The organism is Lactobacillus sp. UMNPBX15, assembly GCF_002553785.1.
GTDB classification, from domain to species: Bacteria; Bacillota; Bacilli; order Lactobacillales; family Lactobacillaceae; genus Lactobacillus; species Lactobacillus crispatus.
Genome location: NZ_PCYV01000015.1, coordinates 1 through 25,223, shown reverse-complemented (window position 1 = coordinate 25,223; position 25,223 = coordinate 1). Strand labels below are relative to the sequence as shown.

The following is a 25,223-nucleotide window of genomic DNA, read 5'->3' as shown; positions in this document are numbered from 1 at the left end:
ATAAAAGCAAATGCGAACAAAAGCCGAATACTTGCTGAGAAGCATTTCACAAAGTCGTTGAAACCCCGAATTTCAAATGAAAATTATTTGTTATTTTCGTATATTTAGCTTAGAATTAATAGAGAAATTTAAAAATTTAAATCAATATATAGTGGTGCGTGAAACTTATGAATGATGAGAAATTCGTGGAAGTAAAGAACCTCAAAAAGGTTTATGATAACGGTCATGAAGCAATCAAGGATGTTAGCTTTTCCGTAAAAAAAGGTGACCTTGTATGTTTGCTTGGCCCATCTGGTTGTGGTAAAACAACCATCTTAAATATGCTAGCTGGTTTGCTTAATCCAACTAGCGGTGACATCCTTTTTGATGGCAAGTCAGTTGTTAACGTAGCACCTAAGGATCGTCAGATCGGCTATGTTTTCCAGAACTATGCCTTATATCCACATATGACTGTACTTCAGAATGTAATGTTTCCTCTGACTGTGGGCAAGCAAAAGATGCCTAAGGATGAGGCGAGGAAGATTGCTGAAAAGTATATGGCAACGACCCAGATTACCGAACTTGCTGATCAAAAGCCGGGCAATTTATCTGGTGGTCAACAGCAGCGTGTAGCTATTGCCCGTGCTTTAGTGCAACAACCTAAGATTCTGCTGATGGATGAACCATTGAGTAACTTGGATGCACGTTTACGGTTGAAGATTCGTGAAGAAATTCGTGCTTTAGTTAAAAGTGTGGGTATTACCACCTTGTTTGTTACTCACGATCAAGAAGAAGCCTTGTCAATCGGTGATAAGATTATTCTCTTTAATAATGGCGTGATCCAACAAGATGACTTAGGACAAAACTTCTATCTTGAACCAAATAACTACTTTGTTGCTAATTTTGTTGGTAATCCTGTGATTGATAACTTTAATGTAAAGGTTAATGGCGGCAAGATTACTGGCTCAGATTTTGAAATTAACGTGGACGATTTAGACAAGGATCGTTTTAAACGTGACTTAACTGACGGCGAGTACGTTTTATCCGTTCGTCCAGAAAATATTTTGCCAGTTGAAGAAGATGGTGCAGTTTCAGCTAAAGTTGATGATGTCGAATTAATCGGTCGTGAACGAATTTTGAAATTTACCCATGATGGGGTACAAGCTCGTTCATTAGTCAACCTTGAGACACCAATTAAGCCTGGTGATAATATCAATTTGAAGATGCGTCTTGATCGAGTATTCCTGTTTACTAAGGAAGGAGAGCGTGTCTACTAATGAAGAGCAATCAGAAAAAGGCGTGGCTCTTTTTAGCGCCAACAATTATCTTTGTTACTTTCTTTAGTATTTATCCAATTTTGCGGGCCTTTGTAATGAGTTTTCAAAGCGGCTCGTTAATTAATCTGAATTGGAGCGGCTTCAGCAATTATCAATATATCTTTAGTGATCCAGAATTTTGGCGGGCAATCAAGAATACTATTTTGTATGCCCTAATTTCTGTGCCAGTTGCTTTGGCTATTTCAATCATGTTGGCCTGGTTTATTTTCAGCAGGATAAAGCATAAGTCATTCTTTGAAACGACTTTCTTTATGCCATATGTTACGTCAACTATCGCTATTGGTATCGTATTCCGTTATATTTTTAACGGTGACTATGGTTTGCTTAACTTCTTGCTCAAGGCGGTTCACTTACCAACACCGAACTGGATTGATGATCCAGCGATGTCATTGACGACAATTATCATCTTTGGTGTGTGGACTTCTTTAGCTTTTAACATCGTTATCTTGATGGGGGCTTTGAGAAACATCGACCCTAATTACTACACAATTGCGGATATGTATGGCGCAACTGGTACTGAAAAGTTCTGGCGTATTACAATGCCGCAGCTTGTGCCAACGATCGCCTTCTTATTAACAATGAATATCATTGCTGCATTTAAGATTTATACATCTGTTTATGCCTTATTCAATGGACAAGCAGGTGTTGGTAACTCAGCTACAACTGCAGTGTTCTACATCTATAACAAGTTCCAAATTGTTGGTACTCCAGGTGTAGCGATGGCCGCAACGGTTGTCTTATTTATCATCATTATGTTTGTCACATTCTTGCAACGCAAGATGATGAAGAAGATTGGAGGACGGTAAAGGATGAAGAAGATTCGTTGGGGCACTTTGATTGCTTATATTATTTTAGCGATTTTCGCAATCATTACTGTCTTTCCATTCATCTACATGATTTTGGGTGGATTAATGAGTTTTAGAGAAACAACCACTATTCCACCAACAATCATTCCTAAGCATTTTGAATGGTCAAATTATGCCAAAGTATTCGCCCAAGCTCCATTTGCTCGTTACTTCCTAAACACTTTTATCACAGCTAGTGTAACGACAATTGTGAGTTTGTTTAACGCCTTGCTTGGTGCTTTTGCCATGGTTAACTTGAAGTTCAAGGGTAAAGGTGTTGTTCAAATGGTACTTTTATCATTATTGATGGTGCCTGGTGAAGCAATTATCTTTACTAACTACAATACCATTGCCAGAATGGGCTTGTTGAACACTTATATTGGTTTGGTATTGCCATTTTTAACTTCAATTTTCTACATGTACTACTTGCAAAGCTACTTCGGTTCAATCTCACAGACAATTTATAAAGCTGCGATGATTGACGGAGCGAGTGATTGGGAATATATTTGGAAAATTTTGGTGCCAATGTCTAAAGGTGGCTTGTTCACCGTTGCTTTATTAAGTTTCATTTCTGGTTGGAATTCATTCCTCTGGCCATTATTGGTAACTAACGAAGACAGCATGAGATTGTTGAACAATGGTTTAACTTCATTTGCATCTGATGCAGGTAGTGAAACTCAACTTCAACTTGCTGCTGCCACATTGACTGTTTTGCCAATCTTGATTTTGTACTTCATCTTTAGAAAGCAAATTATTCGAGGAGTAGTGCGCAATGACCTTAAAGGATAAAACGACAGTAACTTTTTATAATGGTTTAACCACAATTGGTGGACCGATGATTGAAGTGGCCTATAACAAGTCGCATGTATTGTTTGACTTGGGGGAAGTTTATCGGCCAGAGTTAAAATTGCCAGATGAAAGTTATCAAACTCTGATTAAAAATAAATTAATCGGGGATGTGCCTAATTTTTACGATCCTAAATTGACGGGTAAGCCAATTGATACTGACCGCTGGGAGCATGCGGCGGCCTATATTTCACACCTACATTTGGATCACAGTAAGGCAATGAACTTTTTGGCCCCAGAAATTCCACTTTATGCAGGTCCAATTACAGCTCATTTATTGCCAGCCTTGAATGAAAAGGGCGACTTCTTGCTTCCTGCTGCAGGTCATGATCGGACTTATACTCGTCCAATCATCGCGGCAGAATACAAGAAACCAATTAAGGTGGGCGATATTATCCTGGAAATATATCCTAGTGATCATGACGCTTACGGTGCTACTGGTCTATTAGTTAAGACACCGGATAAGCAAATCGCCTATACTGGCGACATTCGCTTGCATGGTTATCATCCAGATTGGGTGCGGGACTTTATGCAGGCAGCTAAAAATAGCGATATGCTAATCATTGAAGGCACTGGCGTTTCTTGGCCAGAAGAAAAGCATGATGAAAACAGTGAAGAGTTTACTGGCCCTAAGAATGAAGTAGAACTAACTGAAGAAATCGTGCGCCTGCAAAAGGCTAACCCTGAACGCCAAATCACTTTTAATACTTATCCTACTAATGTTGAACGATTATTGCGAATCATTGCCGATTCACCAAGAAAGGTCGTTTTACATGCTCAGCGTGCCCATTTGATTAAGGAAAGTTTGGATGAAGACTATCCTTACTATTACATGCCTAATGAGGAGCACTATGCTGACCTTAAGCCAGAGCTAGAAGTTAGCTATGATGAGCTTTTAGCAGATAATCATAAATACATGTGGCAAGTTGTCACCGATTATGATAAGCTGCAAAAGGGTGGTTTGTATATCCACTCAAATGCTGAGCCATTAGGGGATTTTGATCCTGCCTACAAACCATTTGTAGAGGCTTTAGCTAACAATGATATTGAGTATAAGGCGTTGCGCTGTTCAGGCCATGCCGATGAAAAAGAACTCAAGGAAATCATTGCTGGGGTTCAACCAGCTGTTTTAGTACCGGTGCACACATTGCATCCGGAGCTGGAAGAGAACCCATATGGAGAACGGATTTTACCTAAACGTGGTCAAACAATCACGCTTTAGTGAATCAAAAATATATTGTTGTTTAGTTTTATTTTTTGGGAGGATTTATCCAAATGAAGTTTAGTAAGAAACTTACTATGGCTGCCGTTGCTACTTTGGCCCTAGTTGGCACTGCTGCTTGTTCAAAGAGCGGCAATTCTTCTTCATCAAGCTCAGAGAAGATTCCATCAAAGATTACTAAGAAGACTACAGTTGTCTTCTGGAACGCTATGCCGGGAGTACAAGGTTCTACTTTAAAGCAATTAACTAATGAATTTGAAAAGAAGAACCCTAAAATTACTGTTAAGCTTGAAAACCAAGGTGCATACAATGATTTGCAAGCTAAGATCAACTCAACTTTGCAATCACCAAATAACTTACCTACTATTACTCAAGCTTATCCAGGTTGGCTTTGGAACGCAGCTCAAAACAAGATGCTTGTAAACATGACCCCATATATCAACAACAAGAATGTTGGTTGGGGCAGTGCAAAGGCATCTGACATTAGAACTGAACTTCTTGATGGTGCAAAAATTAAGGGAACTCAATACGGTATCCCATTTAACAAGTCAATTGAAACTTTGACTTACAACAAGACCATGTTTAAGAAATATGGCATCAAGAAAGTTCCAACTACTATGGAAGAACTTAAGGATGTTTCAGAAACTATCTACAAGAAGAGTAACCACAAAGTTGTAGGTGCTGGTTTTGATTCACTATCCAACTACTACACTCTTGGTATGAAGGACGAAGGCGTGAACTTTACTGATAAGATTAACTTCAGTGGTTCAACTTCAAAGAAAGTTCTCAACTTCTATGCAGATGGTATTAAGAAGGGTTACTTCAGAGTAGCTGGTTCAGAACACTACCTTTCAGGTCCATTTGCTAACGAAAAGGTTGCAATGTTTGTTGGTACTTCTGCAGGTGAAGGCTTTGTTAAGCAAGGTGTAGGTAACAAGTTTACTTATGATGTTGCTCCACGTCCTGGCAAATACACCATGCAACAAGGTACTGATATTTACATGTTTAACCACGCTAGCGCTGAACAAAAAGCTGCTGCATTTAAGTACATTAAGTTCTTAGTATCTAAGTCAAGCCAAATTAAGTGGGCTAATGCTACTGGTTACATTCCTGTAAACAATAGTGCAATCGAATCTAGTGAATACAAGAATAACAAGAGCATCAAGCTTCCTGCTAAACTTGAAGATGCTATGAAGAACTTGTACAGTGTTCCTGTTGCTAAGAATTCAAATGCTGCATACAACCAATTGAACAGCATTTTGCAAAATATCTTTGCTGCAGCCCAAAAGGGTCAAAATACTAACAGCCAAATTAATACTGGTAAGCAAAAATTTGATGCTGCTTGGAAGCAATAAAATTAAATAGCAATTAGATTTCAAAGAGCAGACCGTAAGGTCTGTTTTTTTGTGGAAAAAGAATTGAGAAAAATGGTACCATTTACTAGGTAATAAAATAAAAGTTGAGGTGAGCTGGTTGATTAGACAACAAAATTTCCCGGTAAGAACAAAGTATAAGTGGTATGACATCAATAATTTAAGTGAAGAAGACAGTGAGAGATTGCAGCAGGATTTTAATTTTACGCCTGACATTATCTCTTATATTTCTGACCGTCACGAACGTCCTCACTATGACTATGACGTCCATACTAAGAGCCACTTGCTTGTTTACGATGTGCCAATTTGGCCGACCAACACGATTAAGCACTTTACCTCACACCCAATCACTTTTTTAGTAGTGGGTGAAAATATCTTTACTTTCCATACAGAATCAACCAGCTATGTGTTTGATGAATTCAACGATGAACATATGCGGGAGCGTTTGTCTGAAGCTAAAGATGTTACTGAGTTGTTGATGCTCTTTTTCCTATATTCATCACAATATTTCCAGCGTGCCGTAACGCAACTTGACGTTGAACGTAACAGCCTAGATCAGAAGTTGTCTGATGACATTAACAATAAAGATTTGGTGGAACTTTCGAATATTGAAAAAAGTTTAGTTTATTTATCAAGTTCAATTCAGACGGATTTAATCATGTTGCATGGCCTGAATCACAGCAAATTAGACTTCACTAAAGAAGCCAGTGAACGCTTGGATGACGTCTTGATTGAATCAAGCCAGTCTGCAGAAATGGTGCAGATTTCCCAGCAGGTAACTAAGACTTTATCAGCTACCAGTAATAATATGATGAACAATAATTTGAATGACACCATGCAATTCTTAACTGTGTGGTCATTGGTATTAACTATTCCAACTATTTTAACCGGTTTTTATGGTATGAATGTTAGTCTACCAATTTTAAAAAATTCATTTGACTGGGTTTTAATCATTATTTTGATGGTTGTTTTAATGGTTTGGTTAGTCATTTTGATGAAAAGGCATCATTTCTTCTAAAATTGAGGCGTTTTAATGAAACATAAAATATTAATTGGTTCTTTAATTGTGACTTTATTTGCATTCATTTTGTATACATCAAACATAAAGCGGGTGGAAAACGCGCAGTTAAAGATTGTTGAACCAAATAACAGCAAGGTCGCTAAGAATAAAAAGAAGACCAAGGAGCCAAAGGTTAAAAAATTAGGAAAGCCTAAGGAGCCCAAGGTTAATTCGATTGAATATTCTAACCATGTTAAAGCTCAAAAAGGCAGTAATCAGAAGCTAGTCAAGCAAATCAAAAAAGTTATGGGCATTGATGATAGCTTCCAGGTAGTAGCACAGGATTTAACTAACTCTAGTCACTTTGCCGTAGTTTCTAATACTAATAAGGCTCATGACGCAGGAAAAACAATGCGGTTATTTTTACTGATCGCCTTGTATGAGCAAGAACAAAAAGGCAAGATGGGGTCGCGAACTGCGATTAAGATTAGCAAAAAAAGACAAAGCCAAGGGTGATAAGATGTTTCAAGTTGGTATTACCTATGGTGTAAGTTATTTGCGCAGCGCAATGCTTAAAGGTAACAAAACTGCAGCTAGTGCCTTAACTAGAAAAATTGGAGTTAATAATATTGACCAAGTTGCTAAAAAAATGGGTGCCACTCAAACTAAGGTCAATTCAAATATGACTGGTCAGACAACAGCTAATGATTTAGCTAAGACAATGATTGGCTTGTATCAAGGTCGGGTATTAAATCGGCAATATGCTAGTCGAGTTTTAGCAACCCTAGCTAAAGAGCGACCAAGTTTAGTTTCTGGCTTAAGTGGCGGCATTTATGCAATTGGTGATGATGATTTTGCTGTCGCAATTGTTCAGACTAACGGACGTGCTTACTGTATGTCTGTTTGGAGCACGCAACACAAGAATTTTAATAAATTGGGCAAAACGGTTAATGCTTGGTTTATAAAAAAGCATAAGTAACGGAAATGATGAAGTCCGAGAAGGCTTCATTATTTTTTTATAGAAAAAATAAATTATTTACACTATGTAGATTGTAATCTTCACACTGTAGGTGTATATTATTTACTATGCTAAGACAAAGGAGGGATGAAAATGGCACAGAAAAGAAATCTTGATCTGGATAAAATAATTGATCAAGCTACTGAATTAATTTCTAAAAAAGGACTGACAGCTACAACTTTGCCAGCATTGGCTAAGGCGCTCGATGTCCGCTCACAGTCGCTTTATCATTACGTTTCCGGACGCAAACAATTGCTATCACTAGTTGGTGCAAGACGGATTAAGATCTTACGTCATGAGTTGATGAATGATCTAATTGGTATGTCAGGTAGGGATGCATTGCTTAAGTTTGCGGATGTTGTGCGCGACTTTTTATTAAGCGATCCGGCTTTATCAAGTATTCTGTATCATTTGAACGAATATCCAAAGGATGCGGCCATCAATCAAGAAATCTTGGATTTAATTAAAATGGGTGAAAGACTTAATTTTAAAAAAGAAAGTGTCATTTCATTTCATGCTTTAATTGGCGCCGTATTAGGGTACGTTTTTCTGGATAAATCGAAGTCTTTTGGAGATGAAACAGAAGATGAATCTAATCGTAATTATCATGAAATGATTTTACGACTTGTAGAACCAGTACCTGATTTACAACAAATAGGGAGGAAATAGGAAAGTGCAGAAATTTCTGAAGAACCATGTTTTCGAACTGATTGCGTGGATTTTAATATTGATTATTTCCGTTGTTGCTTTGCCTAACATTACGCAGCTGACTAATGATCACTCTAACATTACGTTGCCAAGTAATGTGCAAAGCAATGTGGCACAGTCAATAGAGAACAATTGGGGCTCGAAAAAGAAAAACACTTATGCAGTAGCACTTGTTTTTAACAAAAAGAGTGGCAAGCTAACTGATGCCGATAAACAGGCTATTAATAATACGCTTGATAAGTTCACTAATGATAAAGGCAAGTACGGAATCAAGGATTCATTACTTCCAGATTCCAATATTGCTACAAGAAAGAAACTTCAATCAAAAGATGGCACGACTTGGGTAGCACAATTTAATGTGGCTAAGAGTCATGGCACGATTGAAAAAGTTTATAACGAAATGAACAAGGCCGCGAAAACGCAAGGGCTTCGTACTTATGTAACGGGTGCGGATGTCTTGCAGCACGCCTTCTCCGCTTCAATTCAAGAGGGAATTAAGAAGACTGAAGCCATTACAGTTGTCTTTATCTTTATTGTTTTGGTTATCGTATTTAAGTCACCAATTGTTCCACTTATTTCATTGTTGACAGTTGGTGTTTCATTCCTTACTTCCTTCTCAATTGTTACTAATTTAGTTAAAAGCGCCAATTTCCCATTTTCAAACTTTACGCAAGTGTTTATGGTTATCGTGCTCTTTGGTATCGGTACCGACTACAACATTTTGCTGTATGACAAGTTTAAAGAAAATCTAGGAAAAGGGATGGACAAGTATAAAGCCATGCATGACGCTTTGCGCAATGCTGGTAAAACAATTCTTTACTCAGGTTCATCCATCTTAATTGGTTTTACTGCTTTAAGTTTAGCTAAATTCTCCGTTTACCAATCAGCTGTTGGTGTTGCGGTCGGCGTTGCTGTTTTATTGATAGTGCTTTTGACACTCAACCCATTCTTTATGGCTACGCTTGGTAAGAAAATGTTCTGGCCAGTTAAGAAATTTACTGGTGAAAGTGATGACAAGTTATGGCATGGTATTTCATCTGCCACATTGAAGCATCCAATTATTTACTTGGTTGTGTTAGCAGTTGTTGTTGTGCCATTCATGTTAATGTACTCAGGTCACTTGAACTACGATGACACTGATGAAATTGCAGATTCAGTTCCATCTAAGCAAGGTTTGTTGATAGTACAAAAGCACTTCTCTAAAGGGATGGCTGAACCATCATACTTGTACATTCAAAGCAAGCATAGATTAGACAATGAAGAAAATTTGAAGTTAATTGATCAAGTGACTAAGCAACTTCAAGCTTCAAAAGACGTTTCATTTGCGACATCTGTTACAGAACCTTACGGCGAACCAATTGATATGCTTTATGTCAACAATCAATTAAACACGGTTAACGACGGTGTTGATCAAGCTCGTTCAGGTTTGGGTAAATTGAGCAAAGGCTCAAACAAGGTTGCTAACGGTGCTAACAGCTTAAAGGATGGCGCTGATCAACTTCAAAATGGTACTAGTCGTCTTCAAAGTGGCGCTAGCCAATTAGTTAGTGGTACTAGTCGTTTACAAAACGGTGCTAGTCAATTACAAAGTGGTGCAACTCGCCTGCAAAGTGGTTCAGGCCAACTAGTTAGTGGTGCTGATCGTTTACGTAGTGGTGCTGGTCAATTACAAAGCGGCGCTGTTCGTTTACAAACTGGTGCAGGTCGTTTAGAAAGTGGTACTCATGCATTGCAAAGTGGTGCAACCAGCTTAGTTAGCGGTGCAAATCGTTTGAAGAATGGTGCTAACAGTTTGCAAAGTGGTACCCAACAAATGGTTAACCAATTGCAACAATTGAGTTCACAACTTTCAACTCAATTGAGTGGCTCTAACAAGCAACAACTTGCTCAACTTCAAACTGCTTTGCCACAAATCAATAGCGGTATTCAACAGTTGAATCAAGCTATTGGTGGTGGGGTTGATACTTCATCGTTAACTAATAGTTTAGCTACAGTTCAAAAACAAGCTGCAGATCTTGAAAATAGCTTGAAAGAATTGCAAAGTGCAGCAGGTAATGCTGGCTCAAGTTCAGTAAATCAATCTGAAATTCAATCAGCAATTTCATCGGCTGTTTCATCAGCTGTGCAATCAGTACCAGCTGATCAAAGACAAGCGGCTCAAGCAGCAGCAACTAAGGCTGCCACTCAAGCGGTTGAATCTGTTGTTCAAAAGGCTCAATCAGGTGCTAATACTGATAAGATGAAGTCAGCAATGGCAAATGCTACTTCAGCAGCTCAGGGCTTGCAAAGCTCAATGGCTGCAATGCAACAAAGTAACTTGATGACTCAGCTTCAAACTTTAAAGGCTCAGGTTAATGCTTTAGCTCAAGCTTCAAACAAGGCTCTTCCAGGTGCAGCAACAGCTTTGAACCAATTAAGTTCAGGCTTAACTCAAGTTCAATCTGCTGCTTCACAAGGTGTAGCTGGTGCACAAAAGCTTAATAACGGTGCTGGTCAATTGAGTAACGGCCTTGGTTCACTTTCATCAGGTGCTAGTCGCCTTGGTGCAGGTGTAAACCAAGTTAATAATGGTGCCGGCCGATTAAATAATGGTCTTGGTACTCTTGCAAGCGGTGCAGGTACGTTGAACAATGGTCTTGGCACTCTTGCAAATGGTGCTGGAACTTTGAATAATGGCTTAGGTACTCTTGCCACTGGTGCCGGTCAGCTTAATAGTGGTATCGGCCAATTAGCTGGTCAAGCTCCACAACTTATTTCAGGTATCAGTCAACTTAACACAGGTGCTGGACAACTCAGTGCTGGCGCTGGTAAGTTGGCAAGCAAAGTTCCACAATTGACTTCAGGTATTGACACTGTTAATAGTGGTTTAGGTCAAGGTGAAACCTACCTCAGAGGTTTAGGTTCATCAGCTGCCGCTGATACTTTCTACATCCCTAAGGAATTCTTGAAGAACGATATGTTCAAGAAGTCAATGGATGTTTACCTCAGCCCAGACAAGAAGTCAGCTCAAATTATTGTTGTCTTTGATTCAAACCCAAGTGCAACCGAAGCTACTAAGAAGTCACAAGAATTAAGTGCTATGGCTAAGAAGTCATTCCAAGGTACTGCTTTGAAGAATGCTAAGGTAGCTATGGGTGGTCAAAGTTCCAAGATTGAAGATACTAAGACAGTTGCCAGTGGCGACTTCCTTAGAACTGCTGCCATCATGTTAATCGGTATCGGCATTGCCTTGATGTTTGTAACTCGTTCACTTTTGCAACCAATCTACATTCTTGGGACTTTGCTTATTGCTTACCTCTGCTCACTTTCAATCAATCAATGGATTGTTAAAGCAGTTCTTGGTAAGTCAATGCTTACTTGGAACACACCATTCTTCAGCTTCATTATGTTGATCGCTTTGGGTGTTGACTACAGTATCTTCCTGATGACTCGTTATCGTGAACTTGAGTCTGAAGGCTACACTACTCCAAGTTCAAGAATCTTGAAGGCATGTGCTATCATTGGTACGGTTGTTATATCAGCCGCAATTATCTTGGGTGGTACTTTTGCAGCCTTGATTCCATCAGGTATTCCAACTTTGATTGAAGTTGCCTTAGCCGTGGATATTGGTTTGCTCATCTTGGTCTTCATTTTGCCAATTACTATGTCAGCAGCTACTAAGTTGACATATGAGGGAATTGACCTTAATAAGTTCGCCAAAAGAAGAAATAAGAAAAATAATTAATAAATAGTTTTTCGACCGAATCGCAATGATTCGGTCTTTTTTTGTTAAAATAAATCTTGAAACTAATAGTAAAACAGATTATGATTGTATAATATTAATAGGTACACTAAAAGGAGTTGGTAATTATGGTAGGTATTGTTAGAAATGCTGAGATAACATTTAAAAATGAAAAAGCATTTAAAGAATTCAAAAACAAAATAGCCAATCCAGTACCACGTGTGTCTATAAAAAAGTTGCAAAAAGAAGTTGAAGCTGATGGGATAGTAATTCAACGTGGGAAGGAAAAGCATGAATCAAAGTAGAGCATTTAAATTATGCCCGTTAAGTACGTGTCCACATTTTGAAGAGTTAGCCCTACATTTTGATTCCACTAATCGTGGTATAGATAATTTTTTTCGTAAGGAATGTCCGAAGTTCGAAAGTACACAGAAATTAAAGACTTTTGTATTAATGGATCCTATCAAAAATCAGATAGTTGGTTTTTTCTCGTCAACAGTAGGGTTATTAACACAGAATGTTAAGAAGGATGATGGTACTTATAAAGTTGATACACCATATATAAACCTTGCTTATTTTGCAATTGACAAGGAATACCAAGGAACAGGAATTGGTAGAGCACTAATGATGGAATTCTTTTCCATGTGCATGGTGATTGCATTGTATACAGGTGTTCAGCTGATTTATCTTGAATCTGTGGACGAAAGTGTTAATTTCTACAAAAGATTAGGATATGAATTATTACATAAAGATGCAACTCCAGAAGCATATCAAAAGTTTGGAAATGATACTAGGAACATACAATTTCCAATGTTGAGAAAGATATCAGATTTGATTGCTGATGGACATTCACCTTATATTGATAATGTTTTACCAATTGATGTTGAAAAATAGTTAGTAAATAATTTTTTCGACCGAATCGCAATGATTCGGTCTTTTTTTGTTTTGATCTTCAAATTCTGATACATGTTATAATAATGACTAACAGATTGAAAAAGAAGGGAATTCTTATATGACTACTTGTCCAAATTGTGGCCATAAAATTAGTGAAACAGATGATATTTGTCCAAACTGTGGCTTCAATCTAAAAAAATATCGAGACGACTTTTTCACAGATCAGCACCAAAAAGCAAAGTTTGAAGAACCAGATGAAGGCGAAAAGATTATCAGCCGTGCAGCCTATCGGGAAGAATTTATTCCTGAAAAGCAAAACACCACTGTCCAAAGAATGATTGCGTGGGTTAGGAAAAATGCGACCTTAGTCTTCTTATTGGGAGTCTTACTTTTAATCCTAATGAGTTTCTCTAGAGCGGCAGGGTGGACTGGCTTTTTAGCCCTAATGGTTTGGCTTTATATTGTGTGTGATCGTAAAGATAAGATCGAGCAGTATACGGTTGATAAGCGATTAACGCAAAAGATTGACCGAATTGGTTCCGATGTCTTTAATCGGTTGGATGCACGTGAAAGTAAAGTCAAAGCGAAAAACCGAGAATTTGTGCAAAAATATCCTCGGGTTGAAAATCATGTACGTGAAATAAAAAATGTTCGCAAACATCACTTTAATTATGTGCAGATTTCAGTTATTTTTACGGCTTTAGTTAGTCTAATCGTTCTCTTTACCGACTCGGGTGCTTCGGCTTACACGCAGAGAATGTCTATTTCCAATGTACTGTTCGGTTTAGCAGGGCGCTTGCTTTCATCCGACGTGACATCATGGTATGCACTTATTCTTTACATTGTCTGGTTGCTACTATTCTTGTTCCCAATTTTCATTATTTATAATATTTTGAAAAATACTAAGGCTAGTCAGACTTTGGCCTTCTTCCTTTCTTTGATTGAATCAATCTTTTTGATTTATATGATTTTTCAAATATCAAGCGCAGCACATGCTTCAACTGGGGTGCTGGCTCAATTGACGAGTCAGCTTATGTCATATGCAGTTTCTCTTGGGGCTTCAGCTTACTTTATGATTTTGGCTAGCGTGTTGACCACGATTTTGGCTGGATATAATCTTTTTAAAAAGAAATAGAATTAATAATAAGTAAAAGAAAAAGAAATACGCTGGTTAAGTTGCCAGCGTATTTCTTTTATCGAAAAATTACTATTGATTATTCTTAGTAACATCAATTACTAAGTGTTCGTTAACAAAGGCCATCATGCCTAAGTCACTTAATTCACGACCGTAGCCAGACTTCTTCACGCCACCAAATGGCAATTCACCAGAGGTAATCCAGCGGCCATTGATGACAGTCATACCAGTTTCAATTTGAGCGGCCACGTTTTGAGCACGTTTGATATCGTTAGAGATAACAGATGAACCTAAGCCATAGCTAGAATCATTTGCAAGCTGAATGGCATCGTCATCATCGTCAACTACAAAGACTTCTGCTACAGGGCCAAATAATTCTTCATCATAAATAGGATTTTCTTTGTCGATGTTAGTCAAAATTACAGGTCTGAAGAAGGCACCTTTAGAATCAATCTCTGGATATTGGTAAAAAATCTCGGCTCCTGCGTCAACGGCCTTTTTAACCTGGGCTTCTAATTTTTCCTTAGCACGTTCGGAATTCATTGGTGGCAAGGTAGTATCGGCTTCAAGTGGGTCACCCGCTTTAAGATTAGAAAAGACGTTTTTAAGCGTATGTAGCACTTCCTCATAATGAGATTTTTCAACAATAATTCTCTTGGATGAAGTACATACCTGGCCATCGTTATAAGTTCTAGCATCGCCTAAAACGTTACGCAATACTTGCGGATCTGCATCATCTAAAACGATAAATGCGTCATTGCCGCCAAGCTCCATGGTTGATTTCTTTAAATTTTTACCAGCAGCTTCGGCAACAGCTGAACCGCCACGTTCTGAACCAGTTAATGCAACGCCTTGAACTCTAGGATCGGCAATAATATCGCTTAATTGATCATAGGTTGGATAAAGGTTAATTAAGCTGCCTTCAGGAGCACCAGCACGTCTAATGATTTTAGCGGTTAAAGCAGCAGAACCTGGAACATTGTGGGCGTGTTTCAGTAAGATTGGGTTGCCCACGATAAAGTTAGGAGCGAAGACCCGAATAACTTGATAAAGTGGGAAATTCCATGGTTCACAAGCCATAATAACGCCAGTTGATTGCTTCAAATAATATGCATTGCCTAAGTCTGATTCGATTGGAGTAGGAGCCAACATTTTGACCCCGTTTTTGGCATAGTAATCACAAATTGAAGCACATAATTCAACTTCTTCTCTTGATTCGCGCAAAAGCTTTCCCATTTCCAGGGTCATCATTTTGGCTAAGTCATCTTCATGCTCGCGCAAAGCATCTGCTATCTTGTGTAATTGACGACTGCGGGTCTCAGGATTTTCATGACGCCATTTTTTATATAAAGCGTGTGCTAAGTTAATGGCATCGTCAATTTGTGCGGCAGTAGAATTGTCATAGCTTGCAAATTCTTCGTTAGTATATGGATTAATTGATTGATATCTAGACAAAATAATTCCTCCAATAAGTTTTATGTTTAGCTTTAATAAGTTATGTTTCTATTATAAAGCGTTTACAATGAAAACACAGCTATTTGTGCTTTTAGTTGTAAAAAAGTCATGCTAAAATGAAAAATAATTTTATTTTGTAAGTTTTAAACATTGAAGGGACAAAAGCATGAACAAACAAGTTTCAACTGCTAAGATTTATTTAGGCACTCCATTTTACAATGATGATCAACGTGCTAGAGTTGATAAGGCTCGTGCCTTGTTAGAAGAAAATCCGACAGTGGTCAGAGTGCATTTTCCATTTGATCAAAATTTTGTTGATCCGGATGAAAAGAATCCTGAAATTGGTGGCATTCGCAGCATGACTTGGCGCCTTGCCACTTATAACAATGACCTGGAAGGTCTAGTTAACTCTACATGTGGCGTCTTCTTGTATGACATGGACAATGTAGATGATGGTAGTGCTTTTGAAATTGGTTTCATGCGTGCTTTGCATAAGCCTGTAGTCTTGGTAACCTTCACTAAGGATCCAGACAAGGATAAAGTGATGAACCTGATGATTGCTCAAGGTGTTACTACAATTATTGATGGTAATACTGAACTGGACAAACTTGCTAACTTTGATTTCAATACAGTACCTGCTAAGCCAGTTACTGGTTACAAGATTATCTAAAAAAATCCCCATTTTGGGGATTTTTTGTTAGTCATTTAATTTTTTTAGTAATTTTTTAGCCTGATTTAGCGTAATCGTGTTGCGGTTGATTCGGGCAAAAGCACAGGCATCATGCAAATGTTGGATAGCAATTGCTTTCTTTTTTGACTGATCAATATCATTCATGCCTTGCCGCAGTAGGATGCGTGCCATGTAAAAAATCACGTGCTTCTCAGCGCCAATCTTATAGGCATAGCGCAACAATGCATTAGACTCACGATACATTTTTCGTTCGCCATAGAATTCACCGGCATCACATAAAATACTTAAGGCATGCATTGTAGTCAAAATATTATCGATCTTGACGTCCATAATGTTCTTTAATACTTGACTATAATAGTGCTCGGCTTTCTCTGTTTCACCTTGTTTAGCATAGATTTGACTACAACCATTTAATGCCAACAAGCGGTAAATATCATTTTCAGGCAATTCCTGGGTGGTCAAGATATTGTTGAAATAAAAGAGCGCACTCATTTGATTGCGATCACTTCTTAGAGCATATTGTCCGCGCAAATAGTGATAATGAATCCGATTTGTTTGGCGTTTTAGATCTACTTCGGGGTTGATTTGTGAAAGTAAAGTAAAAATTTTACTGTAATCAAAATTGATAAAAGCAAAATCCGCTTCAAACAGGATATGCGCGATATATTTGTGCTCACTGCTGTCCATAATATCGCTAACATCAATATCCATCCGTTCACAAAGCTGCTTAAGAATTTTAAATGAAGGTACCTGTCCGTTGTTTTCAAACTTACTTAAGGTTGACTGCGTGCAAATGCCGCGGCAAAGTTCAGTTTGCGATAGCCTTAATTTTTTTCTGGCTTGAACAAATTTTTCTATGTTGATCATACTTAATCTTGTCTCTTAATAGTTTGATATAAAAAATCGAGCGATTCGTCTACATAATCGGGACCATAAGCCATGGCGTGACCGTGACCAGGAATTACGAGGAGCTGTACGCCTAAGTTTTTGTCAGCTAAGAACTTAACAAAATCCAATACTGTAGCTAGTGGTGTCAACTCATCTGCGGAATTAATCATCATTAATTGCTTGAGATGGCTATAGTCAAATGACTTAGCGTCTAATTTTTGTAATACAGCCTCATCTTCAGTACCTGTGTAGGTTAATGTGAAGTACTTGTAGAAAGATTGTCTGATCTTTTCAGGATCGGTAATGCCAAAATCGTTAGCGGCATCTGGGGATGCTTTAGTATCTTGATGATCTTTAATCCAGTTTGAATATTCAACTGGAGCAGACCAGGTGACAGTAGGGAAACCATATTTCCCAGCAACCTCAATTGCCATTTCACCGCCAACGCTGGCTCCAATTTGAACAATGTTTTTGACATCGTCTTGATCAGTGTATTCAGAATTCAACAGCCAGTCGACAAAGTGCAATGCATCTTCATGAGCAGCAGGAAAGTGGTATTTAGGTGCTAAGGAGTAGTCGGGGATGAAGGTCATAAAGCCCGCATTAGCAAAGCGAATACCTAGATTTTTTACGCTTTCTTTATTACCTCTAAACCAGCCACCGCCATGCCAGAAGATTAAAATCTTGGTATTAGAAGATGTATCATTAGGATAGTAAATATCCGTTTTTAATTCTTTAGTCTTGTCATAAACAATATCATTCTTAATTACAACCATAAGATGCCTACCTTTCTAATAACTTATTAACTTTATTATATAGTATCTGCCCAAAGTAGCTAAAATAATAAAACTTTTTTTAGATTTGCATGTTTACGGTATCTGGGCTGGATTTTTGTTAAAATTGAACTACTAGGCGATGAAGGAAGGCGAGAAAATGCATCTATCGACTAAGGCTAGTCGTAAATTAATCAATATTGCAACTATAGTTTGTGGAGTCGCAATCGTGTTGCTGGTGATTTATTGGTACCGCTTGGGGATCTTTACCGATCAAGCTAAAATGCGGGCTTATCTGGCTAATAAACAAATTGTTGGTCCGATTATTTTCGTGTTGATTCAAATTGTTCAGGTAGTTATTCCAATTATTCCTGGGGGCGTGTCTTTATTAGGAGGCGTGGTCTTCTTTGGCCCAGTTGCTGGGTTTATTTATAACTACGTGGGGATTTGTATTGGCTCAATTATCAACTTCTTTTTAGCTAGACACTACGGCCGGCCCTTTATTTTGCATATTGTTTCGGAAGAAACGCTTGATAAATATATGAAGTGGACAGAGAATCAGAATAAATTTAATTGGTTCTTTGCATTATGTATTCTCGCCCCAGCAGCTCCCGATGACGTGCTTTGCCTGCTAGCAGGATTGACTAAAATGAAGTTTTGGACTTATTTTTGGATTATTATTTTGTGTAAGCCATGGACAATTGCCGCCTATAGTATAGGCCTACAGTTTGGTGCGAAGTGGCTCTTGAAGCTGATGGGTAACTAATGCTTGAATCTAAGAGAATATATTTGAGACCTTTTGAAGAAAGGGACGCGCAGCAATTACTGAAGTGGGGTGGCAATTCCCGCTACCACAAGATGGCTGGCTTTGAGGAATACCGCAATCTGACTGAGGCGGTTAATGGCGTGAAGCAATATATGTCGCGTCCTGAAAGTTATGTCGTTTGCTTGCGCAAGAACAATGAAGTGATCGGTCTGGTTGAATTGTATGAACGCGGCTTAGATGAAAAGAGTGGCCTATTAAAGACTAAAGAAGTTGGCTTTTTGCTAGATCAGTCGTTTGAAGGTCACGGCTATATGACTGAAGCTTTACGATTGATTTTGACCTATGCTTTTAAAAAGAAAAAGCAAGTAGAAGTCTGGGCTGGAACTTTTGCCGATAATGAAAAATCACAGAAATTGCTTAAAACACTAGGATTTCAGTATGTTTATACTGTCGATTACACACAAGTTAGTGCACTTTTTTCGTTTAAAGAAAAATATTATTTGCTCAAAAAAGAAGAATGGCTTAAAATAAATGCAAACACGAAATCCTAAGACTGCTTCAGAGAGTTCACGGTTGGTGCGAGTGAATGCATAGTCGCTTCCAGATTTCAATAATGTGGGCAATTAATAGTTGCACGGTTTGACGTCGTTACTCGTCTGGTAAAGAGGTGCAGTCTAGATAGACTGAAGCTGGGTGGTACCGCGAAACCGTGTAAGAGCCGATTCGTCCCAAGTGTAGGGATAAGTCGGCTCTTTTTTTATGCATATCATGGAGGTTTTATATGCTTGATATTAAAGTGATTCGTGAGAATCTTGACTGGTCAAAGAAGAAATTGGCTACACGTGGCATTAAGCCAGAAGAATTAGATGAATTAGTTGAAATTGACGCTAAGCGTCGTAAGGATTTGACTAAGAGTGAACAATTAAAGGCTAAGCGTAACGACGTTTCTAAGCAAATTGCAGAAAAAAAGCGTAACAAAGAAGATGCTAGCGATGCAATTGCTGCTATGCGTGAAGTAGGTAAGGAAATCAAAGACTTAGATAAGGAAGTTGCGGAATTAACTGAAAAGCAAAACTACATCTTGCTTAGATTGCCTAACTTCCCAGCTGATTCAGACCCAATTGGTCCGGACGATAGCTACAACGAAGAAGTTCGTAAGTGGCACCCAACTACTGAATTTAACTTTAAGCCAAAGGCTCACTGGGATATTGGTACTGACCTTGGCATCTTAGACTGGGACCGTGCTTCAAAGGTTTCAGGTGCACGTTTTGTTTACTACATCGGTGCTGGTGCGCTTTTGGAACGTGCTGTCTTCAACTTCTTCCTTGATGAAAACACTAAGGAAGGTTATACCGAAATTATCCCACCATACTTGGTAAACGATGCATCAATGCAAGGAACTGGTCAATTCCCTAAGTTCCACGAAGATGTTTATACCATCGTTGATAATGACGATCCAGATAAGCCACGTGACTTAACTTTGATTCCAACTGCTGAAGTTCCATTGGTAAACTACTTCAGAAATGAAATTATTCATGAAAACAAGTTGCCAATCAATGTTACTGCATTGTCACCAGCATTCAGAAGTGAAGCAGGGTCAGCAGGACGGGACACTCGTGGTTTGATTAGAATGCACGAATTCCGTAAGGTTGAGATGGTTAAGGTATGTAAGCCTGACGAATCATGGGATGAACTCGAGAAGTTAACTCATAATGCGGAACACTTATTGCAAAAGTTGGGCCTGCCATATCACGTAGTTGCTCTTTCAACTGGGGATGCAAGTTTTACTAGTGCTAAGACTTACGACCTTGAAGTTTGGATGCCTGCACAAGACAAGTACCGTGAAATCTCAAGTTGTTCAAACTGTACTGACTTCCAAGCTCGTCGTGCACAAATTCGTTACCGTGATGAAGACGGCAAGCTTCACTTGGCACACACTTTAAATGGCTCAGGTTTGGCTGTTGGTCGTTGTGTAGCTGCTATTTTGGAAAATTACCAAAACGAAGATGGTTCAGTAACTGTTCCTGATGTACTTGTTCCTTACATGAATGGTATGAAGAAGATTACTAAAGAATCAGGTTTAATTTAATTCCTAAATTTAATTAAAAAATGAGCACAATAAAATCGTTATTTTAGTTGTTGTGACTGACAACTTAAAATAACGATTTTTTTGCATATAATTTAAGCCTGCTTTTTGTTGTGATTTATGTTAGGTGTTATTAAAATAGATGAATAGAATAAAACCGCGTAATAGAAAGACTAAATAAAAATGACTTTGAAGGCAAGCAGCGCTTTAGTATTAGAAAATTGAACATTGGAGTTTGTTCCGTTTTGCTTTCAACTTTGCTTTGGACGATGAATACAAGTCAAACGGTTCATGCGGATACTACGGATCCAGTAGAAACAGAAGAGGTTGAGTCGGCTAAGAAGACTACCACAGATACTGGAAATGATCAGACTACGACAGCTGGTAAGAATGATAACGATACTACTGCTCAAAAAGAAGTTAGCGGTACCGATCCTTTGACTAGCAAAAATTCAACCGAGCAGAATTCAACTAAACAGGCAGAAGATAAAAAAGCTACTAGTCCAGAAGATACTAAAGATGTTTCTACTCAAAATAATAAGGAAGTTTCTTATAGTGCTTACAATAAGAGCGGCGATCCAGGTCAGCAAACTACTTTCACTCAAGGCACCGACAGTTATCAGCCAAACTATATTATTTCCCGCTTGCAAACAAATGCTGATGGCTTAGTGAGTGGCAAGCAAAATGCTACTATTCGCGTTACTGTTCCAAATGGTACGCTTGGTGCTCAATATGATGCAGATGGTAAGTATTACTACTACGAATTGAATGCTAATGTTAATGTTGCGCAAAAGGTGACGTTTGAATTTGTAGACCAGTACAACAATAATGCGGTTGTCGGTCAAACTTATTCACAAGAATTTATCCCTGGTGTTCAAACTAACCTCAACTTTAATATGACCATTCCAACTGATCCAGAAGGTTATGGTTACGAATTAGCAAACGGTGCGTCAATTCCAGAACAATGCACTTTGCCTGCTTTTACGCAAATCTTCCTAACGCATCAGTTTATGAAGCCCGTCCAGTTCACACTGTTTTGTATATTCCAGTAAAACAGCAAGCGAGAACAGTAACGGCTAAATATGTAATTGCTGGTGGTGACAAAAATGGTCAACAATTTGCACCTGATTCACAAATACAGGTATTCTATGCCCAGACTGGTAGTTTAAATGTTGCTAATAACACGATTACTTATGGTAATTGGCAATGGGATCAAACAGCAGGTGATTCAACAACGCCAGGATTTAAAGTGATTTATGGTTCATGGAGCCTACCTAAAGAAGCTGGACAAACTTGGCAAGTTAATGTTCCTGATCCAGGCAAGGATTATGTTGTTGTAAATATACGTATGGTAAAAATAGTACTAATAGTACTAATTTAAGCTACACTGCTAAAGATGGTGACTTGATCTTTGATCAAACTCCAGGCAATGTCGGTGAATACCACGTGGAATTATCTACGCAAGGGTTGGCTAACATTGAAAAAGCTTTGGGTACTAACTACGCATACCCACAAGTAGCAGATGATGTAACTACTAAGGGTACATTAACCATTAACCAGGGCGAAGCTACTGTTACCCTGAATAGTGGTGACAGCAAGACTTATGATGCTAAGCAAACCTTACCAAGTGGACTTAACTTGAATAAGTACAACGTAACCTACGATGCGACGGTTTACTCCGCTGATGGTGAAGCTCAGACACTTAAGTTAACTGCTGACGATTTGCAAATTGTTGGTAATGCAACGAATGTCGGTACTTACCAAGTTAAATTATCACAGGCTGGTCAAGAAAAGCTTAAGCAACTAACTGGTAATAATGGTGCTAACTACAAGTGGACATTTAAGACAACAGCTAACTACATAGTTACTGCAGCCACTGCTGACGCAAAACTTAATGGCTCTAACCAAAAGACATTTGATGGTACAGCTGTAACAACTGCACAAGTTAACAGCAATGGTCAAATTTTAGTTCACTTTACTTTTCCAGGTTCAACTACCGAAAGTACGTATGCTCTGCAAGACGGTGATTATATTTGGAATGCTGGCAGCGCACCAGTTAATGCTGGTACTTACACCATTACGTTGAACAAGCAGTCAATATTGGCTCACTTGCAAGATGCCTTGAAGAAGCAAGTTAACGCTAATGTAACTATTTCCGCTGACGATTTAGGAGGCCAGGCAAGCTTCACAATTACGCCAAAGGCAATTACTGATATCACTATTTCTGGTAGTGATCAAAGCAAGACTTATAATGGCAAATCAGCTGATCTCGATGTTAATGGCTTGAAGATCACGGCAAATGGTACGGTTACGAACACACCATTAGTAAACCCAGGAATCACTGCTAGTGACTTTACGTGGTACGATGCGGCTGGTAAGAAACTTGACGGAGTTCCAACGGATGCAGGAACTTACCAAGCCCACTTGAATGCCAACACGCTCGTTGCATTGCAAAAAGCAAATCCAAACTACAAGCTGAATATTTCTTCAAAGGCTAAGTTTACTTTGGATGCAACCTTAACGATTGAATTTGAAGATACTCAAGAAGGTAACAAGCAAGTTGGTCAGACAATTACTAAGTCTGGCGTTGCTGGTTCAACTGTTGATAACCTTGATTTGAAGCTTCCAGAGAACTACGAGTTAGCACCAGATCAAGAATTGCCAACTAGCTATACTTTTGGCAAGGCATTAAGTCAGAACTTGTACATTAAATTAGTTCACAAAACAGCAATCGTTGATCCAACTGATTCAGCAACCAATCCTACTAAGGATGAAAGCTGGTTCAAGAAAAATGACCTAGTTAAGGATGTCACCCGAACCATTAATTACGAAGGTTTGAGTGAAGAACAACTAGCTCAGATTTCAGAAGATCAAAAGAAATAGACCGTTGAATTTATGCGGACTGCCGTATATGACTTGGTTACTGGAAAGCTGGTTGCCAATAGTGAAGGCCAATGGGCTGCGGTAGATGGTAAGGATACATTTGCTGGATTTACGCCGAAGGAATTTGCTGGCTATACCACAAATCCTAACAAGGTTGAACAAGTGAAAGTAACTGGCAATGATAAGGATAGTGAAGTCACTGTTACTTATACTGTCAACACTCAAACGGGGAAGATTTCTTACGTTGATAGTGATGGCAAAGAAGTAGGGCAAACTCCGCTTAGTGGCAAGACCGGTGAAACAGTAGATGTAAATCCACAAGTTCCAGCAGGATGGAAGATTGTTTCAGGACAGGATATTCCTAAGACAGTAGTTGCAACTGCTGATGGCATTCCAACTGTAACTGTAAGGGGTGAACACGACACCATTATTGTTACTCCAGAAACTCCACCAAGGGATGTTCCAACAGGCCCAGTGCCAGGTGATCCAAGTAAGAACTATGATCACTTGGGTACTTTGACTAAGATTCCAACTAGAATAATTACAGTCATTACGCCTTCAGGTGCTAAGCTGATTATCACTCAAAAAGTAACGTTTACTAGAACTGCAACGTTTGATAAAGTTACTGGCAAAGTTACATACAGTGAGTGGAAGGTAGATGGTAATACTCAGTGGGATGCATATACTGCTCCAACATTTAGTGGCTACACTGCTTCACAAAGTAAGGTGGCAGCGGAAAAGGTTTCAGTAGATACGGCTGACAGTAATATTGAAATTACTTACAAGCAAGATGAAGTACCAACTCCAGAGCCGAAGCCAGATAAACCTGACAAACCAAATAAACCGGATAAGCCAAACAAGCTTGCTAAGCCAGATAAACCGGCAAAGTCTAATAAGGAAAGTGAAAAGAAGCATAATCATTCTAAAGCAAATAAGAAGGGCTATGACTCTAATAACAATCCTAAGTATGAAGGTATGCCTACAGGTCGAAATAAACGCGCTAACGGCCCAGTTAAGGCAGCAGACGCTGAATCTGGCAAGAGGACAATAGGGAAAGCAGAAAGAAAGCAATTAGCTAACAAATTAAATGCAAAACCGAAGTCCGTGCAAGACTTATTGCCTCAAACTGGTAGTGAACACAAACACACACTAGGTTTGATTGGTACATTACTCGCTGGTTTAGGTTGGATTAGTTTACTTGGCGTTGAAAAACGTAAGAAAAAAGACGAATAGACACTAAAGATATAAAATGAGACGTTTATCGAATGATTATATTTGATAAACGTCTTTTTTTGCATTTTTGAGTGAAAAATTAGGCAAAACACTGTTTTTTTTGAATTATTTTGAAAAAAATTCGAAAAATTTTGTACTAAAATTAAGAGAAAAAACAGTAAAACTCGAATAATAAGCGTAAGGATAAAAATAAAGTAAGCAAAAAGAAAAAGGTAGATTGAAATAGAAACAAAGGAATAATTACAACGCGTCCAAGCGTTTCTAAAAGATTGCGAACGAAGAGCAAGACTTGCCAAAGCGGAGAAAATAAGGTAAATTAATAAAGTCGCTTCGAGAGATGCGACGAGAGCTTAAAAACAGACATGTAAGG

General features: G+C 38.6%; 22 protein-coding genes and 2 pseudogenes. 21 read left to right on the top strand and 3 right to left on the bottom strand.

Features of this window, described 5'->3' with window-relative positions; genetic code table 11:
- Positions 1-167: 167 nt before the first annotated feature.
- The 12 genes and pseudogenes from CP366_RS05155 (at position 168) to CP366_RS05105 (ending at position 14,078) form a co-directional block, all read left to right on the top strand.
- Complete coding sequence (locus CP366_RS05155; RefSeq protein ID WP_005726585.1) at positions 168-1,256, top strand: ABC transporter ATP-binding protein; 1,089 nt, start codon at positions 168-170, stop codon at positions 1,254-1,256.
- The gene (locus CP366_RS05150) at positions 1,256-2,122 is read left to right on the top strand and encodes a carbohydrate ABC transporter permease (RefSeq protein ID WP_013086808.1); all 867 of its coding nucleotides are present in this window, start codon (positions 1,256-1,258) and stop codon (positions 2,120-2,122) included. Before CP366_RS05155 ends, CP366_RS05150 begins: the two co-directional genes overlap by 1 nt.
- Before the next feature lie 3 nt (positions 2,123-2,125).
- On the top strand, positions 2,126-2,950 hold the full coding sequence (locus tag CP366_RS05145; protein ID WP_005720697.1) for a carbohydrate ABC transporter permease: 825 nt from the start codon (positions 2,126-2,128) through the stop codon (positions 2,948-2,950).
- Positions 2,934-4,229: an MBL fold metallo-hydrolase gene (locus tag CP366_RS05140; RefSeq protein WP_005720698.1), complete on the top strand. Its 1,296-nt coding sequence runs from the start codon at positions 2,934-2,936 to the stop codon at positions 4,227-4,229. Before CP366_RS05145 ends, CP366_RS05140 begins: the two co-directional genes overlap by 17 nt.
- Before the next feature lie 53 nt (positions 4,230-4,282).
- On the top strand, positions 4,283-5,584 hold the full coding sequence (locus CP366_RS05135) for an extracellular solute-binding protein (protein WP_005720700.1): 1,302 nt from the start codon (positions 4,283-4,285) through the stop codon (positions 5,582-5,584).
- A 118-nt stretch (positions 5,585-5,702) separates the two neighbouring features.
- A complete protein-coding gene (locus CP366_RS05130) occupies positions 5,703-6,620 on the top strand; it encodes a magnesium transporter CorA family protein (RefSeq protein ID WP_005726582.1) in 918 nt (305 codons plus the stop codon).
- Between the two features lie 15 nt (positions 6,621-6,635).
- Positions 6,636-7,581: pseudogene (locus CP366_RS05125) on the top strand (serine hydrolase).
- Positions 7,582-7,713: 132 nt separating this feature from the next.
- On the top strand, positions 7,714-8,289 hold the full coding sequence (locus CP366_RS05120; protein WP_005723949.1) for a TetR/AcrR family transcriptional regulator: 576 nt from the start codon (positions 7,714-7,716) through the stop codon (positions 8,287-8,289).
- A 4-nt stretch (positions 8,290-8,293) separates the two neighbouring features.
- A complete protein-coding gene (locus CP366_RS05115; RefSeq protein WP_089148103.1) occupies positions 8,294-12,052 on the top strand; it encodes an MMPL family transporter in 3,759 nt (1,252 codons plus the stop codon).
- A 125-nt stretch (positions 12,053-12,177) separates the two neighbouring features.
- Positions 12,178-12,354, top strand: a complete 177-nt coding sequence (locus CP366_RS10765; protein ID WP_005727328.1) for a hypothetical protein — start codon at positions 12,178-12,180, stop codon at positions 12,352-12,354.
- Positions 12,341-12,943, top strand: a complete 603-nt coding sequence (locus CP366_RS05110) for a GNAT family N-acetyltransferase (protein ID WP_089143355.1) — start codon at positions 12,341-12,343, stop codon at positions 12,941-12,943. Before CP366_RS10765 ends, CP366_RS05110 begins: the two co-directional genes overlap by 14 nt.
- Positions 12,944-13,061: 118 nt before the next feature.
- Positions 13,062-14,078 carry a zinc ribbon domain-containing protein gene (locus CP366_RS05105; protein WP_023488311.1) on the top strand — a complete coding sequence of 339 codons (1,017 nt, stop codon included), beginning with the start codon at positions 13,062-13,064 and terminating at the stop codon, positions 14,076-14,078.
- A 72-nt stretch (positions 14,079-14,150) separates the two neighbouring features.
- Here the strand turns inward: CP366_RS05105 and CP366_RS05100 are convergent, their stop codons facing one another.
- Positions 14,151-15,533 carry an NAD-dependent succinate-semialdehyde dehydrogenase gene (locus tag CP366_RS05100; RefSeq protein WP_061205187.1) on the bottom strand — a complete coding sequence of 461 codons (1,383 nt, stop codon included), beginning with the start codon at positions 15,531-15,533 and terminating at the stop codon, positions 14,151-14,153.
- A gap of 166 nt (positions 15,534-15,699) precedes the next feature.
- Here CP366_RS05100 and CP366_RS05095 point away from each other — a divergent pair, with 166 nt between their 5' ends.
- Positions 15,700-16,203 carry a nucleoside 2-deoxyribosyltransferase gene (locus CP366_RS05095; RefSeq protein WP_005720668.1) on the top strand — a complete coding sequence of 168 codons (504 nt, stop codon included), beginning with the start codon at positions 15,700-15,702 and terminating at the stop codon, positions 16,201-16,203.
- 27 nt (positions 16,204-16,230) lie between these two features.
- Here the strand turns inward: CP366_RS05095 and CP366_RS05090 are convergent, their stop codons facing one another.
- Complete coding sequence (locus tag CP366_RS05090) at positions 16,231-17,091, bottom strand: helix-turn-helix domain-containing protein (protein ID WP_057726973.1); 861 nt, start codon at positions 17,089-17,091, stop codon at positions 16,231-16,233.
- Positions 17,092-17,093: 2 nt separating this feature from the next.
- On the bottom strand, positions 17,094-17,888 hold the full coding sequence (locus CP366_RS05085; RefSeq protein ID WP_061205190.1) for an alpha/beta hydrolase: 795 nt from the start codon (positions 17,886-17,888) through the stop codon (positions 17,094-17,096).
- A gap of 157 nt (positions 17,889-18,045) precedes the next feature.
- Between CP366_RS05085 and CP366_RS05080 the strand changes: the two genes are divergently transcribed.
- From CP366_RS05080 to CP366_RS05050, 8 genes and pseudogenes are all read left to right on the top strand, one after another.
- Entirely contained in the window at positions 18,046-18,651 is a 606-nt protein-coding gene (locus tag CP366_RS05080; protein WP_005722611.1) for a TVP38/TMEM64 family protein, read from the top strand.
- Complete coding sequence (locus CP366_RS05075) at positions 18,651-19,202, top strand: GNAT family N-acetyltransferase (RefSeq protein ID WP_065990819.1); 552 nt, start codon at positions 18,651-18,653, stop codon at positions 19,200-19,202. Before CP366_RS05080 ends, CP366_RS05075 begins: the two co-directional genes overlap by 1 nt.
- Positions 19,203-19,432: 230 nt before the next feature.
- Positions 19,433-20,740 carry a serine--tRNA ligase gene (gene serS / locus CP366_RS05070; protein WP_013086796.1) on the top strand — a complete coding sequence of 436 codons (1,308 nt, stop codon included), beginning with the start codon at positions 19,433-19,435 and terminating at the stop codon, positions 20,738-20,740.
- 161 nt (positions 20,741-20,901) lie between these two features.
- A pseudogene (locus tag CP366_RS11145) lies at positions 20,902-20,970 on the top strand (YSIRK-type signal peptide-containing protein); the annotation flags it as partial.
- 36 nt (positions 20,971-21,006) lie between these two features.
- Entirely contained in the window at positions 21,007-21,789 is a 783-nt protein-coding gene (locus tag CP366_RS10915; protein ID WP_233197974.1) for a hypothetical protein, read from the top strand.
- Positions 21,774-22,118, top strand: a complete 345-nt coding sequence (locus tag CP366_RS05060; RefSeq protein ID WP_005720675.1) for a hypothetical protein — start codon at positions 21,774-21,776, stop codon at positions 22,116-22,118. The genes CP366_RS10915 and CP366_RS05060 overlap by 16 nt, the downstream gene beginning before the upstream one ends.
- 23 nt (positions 22,119-22,141) lie before the next feature.
- A complete protein-coding gene (locus tag CP366_RS05055) occupies positions 22,142-23,620 on the top strand; it encodes an MBG domain-containing protein (protein WP_089147269.1) in 1,479 nt (492 codons plus the stop codon).
- 12 nt (positions 23,621-23,632) lie between these two features.
- Entirely contained in the window at positions 23,633-24,853 is a 1,221-nt protein-coding gene (locus CP366_RS05050; RefSeq protein WP_158227329.1) for an LPXTG cell wall anchor domain-containing protein, read from the top strand.
- The last annotated feature ends 370 nt before the right edge of the window (positions 24,854-25,223 follow it).

Excerpts from the sequence above, each read along its gene's own strand:
- CP366_RS05155 (WP_005726585.1), top strand. The coding sequence starts at position 168 with ATGAATGATGAGAAATTCGTGGAAGTAAAGAACCTCAAAAAGGTTTAT.
- CP366_RS05150 (WP_013086808.1), top strand. The coding sequence starts at position 1,256 with ATGAAGAGCAATCAGAAAAAGGCGTGGCTCTTTTTAGCGCCAACAATT.
- CP366_RS05145 (WP_005720697.1), top strand. The coding sequence starts at position 2,126 with ATGAAGAAGATTCGTTGGGGCACTTTGATTGCTTATATTATTTTAGCG.
- CP366_RS05140 (WP_005720698.1), top strand. The coding sequence starts at position 2,934 with ATGACCTTAAAGGATAAAACGACAGTAACTTTTTATAATGGTTTAACC.
- CP366_RS05135 (WP_005720700.1), top strand. The coding sequence starts at position 4,283 with ATGAAGTTTAGTAAGAAACTTACTATGGCTGCCGTTGCTACTTTGGCC.
- CP366_RS05120 (WP_005723949.1), top strand. The coding sequence starts at position 7,714 with ATGGCACAGAAAAGAAATCTTGATCTGGATAAAATAATTGATCAAGCT.
- CP366_RS10765 (WP_005727328.1), top strand. The coding sequence starts at position 12,178 with ATGGTAGGTATTGTTAGAAATGCTGAGATAACATTTAAAAATGAAAAA.
- CP366_RS05110 (WP_089143355.1), top strand. The coding sequence starts at position 12,341 with ATGAATCAAAGTAGAGCATTTAAATTATGCCCGTTAAGTACGTGTCCA.
- CP366_RS05105 (WP_023488311.1), top strand. The coding sequence starts at position 13,062 with ATGACTACTTGTCCAAATTGTGGCCATAAAATTAGTGAAACAGATGAT.
- CP366_RS05095 (WP_005720668.1), top strand. The coding sequence starts at position 15,700 with ATGAACAAACAAGTTTCAACTGCTAAGATTTATTTAGGCACTCCATTT.
- CP366_RS05090 (WP_057726973.1), bottom strand. The coding sequence starts at position 17,091 with ATGATCAACATAGAAAAATTTGTTCAAGCCAGAAAAAAATTAAGGCTA.
- CP366_RS05085 (WP_061205190.1), bottom strand. The coding sequence starts at position 17,888 with ATGGTTGTAATTAAGAATGATATTGTTTATGACAAGACTAAAGAATTA.
- CP366_RS05080 (WP_005722611.1), top strand. The coding sequence starts at position 18,046 with ATGCATCTATCGACTAAGGCTAGTCGTAAATTAATCAATATTGCAACT.
- CP366_RS05075 (WP_065990819.1), top strand. The coding sequence starts at position 18,651 with ATGCTTGAATCTAAGAGAATATATTTGAGACCTTTTGAAGAAAGGGAC.
- serS (WP_013086796.1), top strand. The coding sequence starts at position 19,433 with ATGCTTGATATTAAAGTGATTCGTGAGAATCTTGACTGGTCAAAGAAG.
- CP366_RS10915 (WP_233197974.1), top strand. The coding sequence starts at position 21,007 with ATGAATACAAGTCAAACGGTTCATGCGGATACTACGGATCCAGTAGAA.
- CP366_RS05050 (WP_158227329.1), top strand. The coding sequence starts at position 23,633 with ATGCGGACTGCCGTATATGACTTGGTTACTGGAAAGCTGGTTGCCAAT.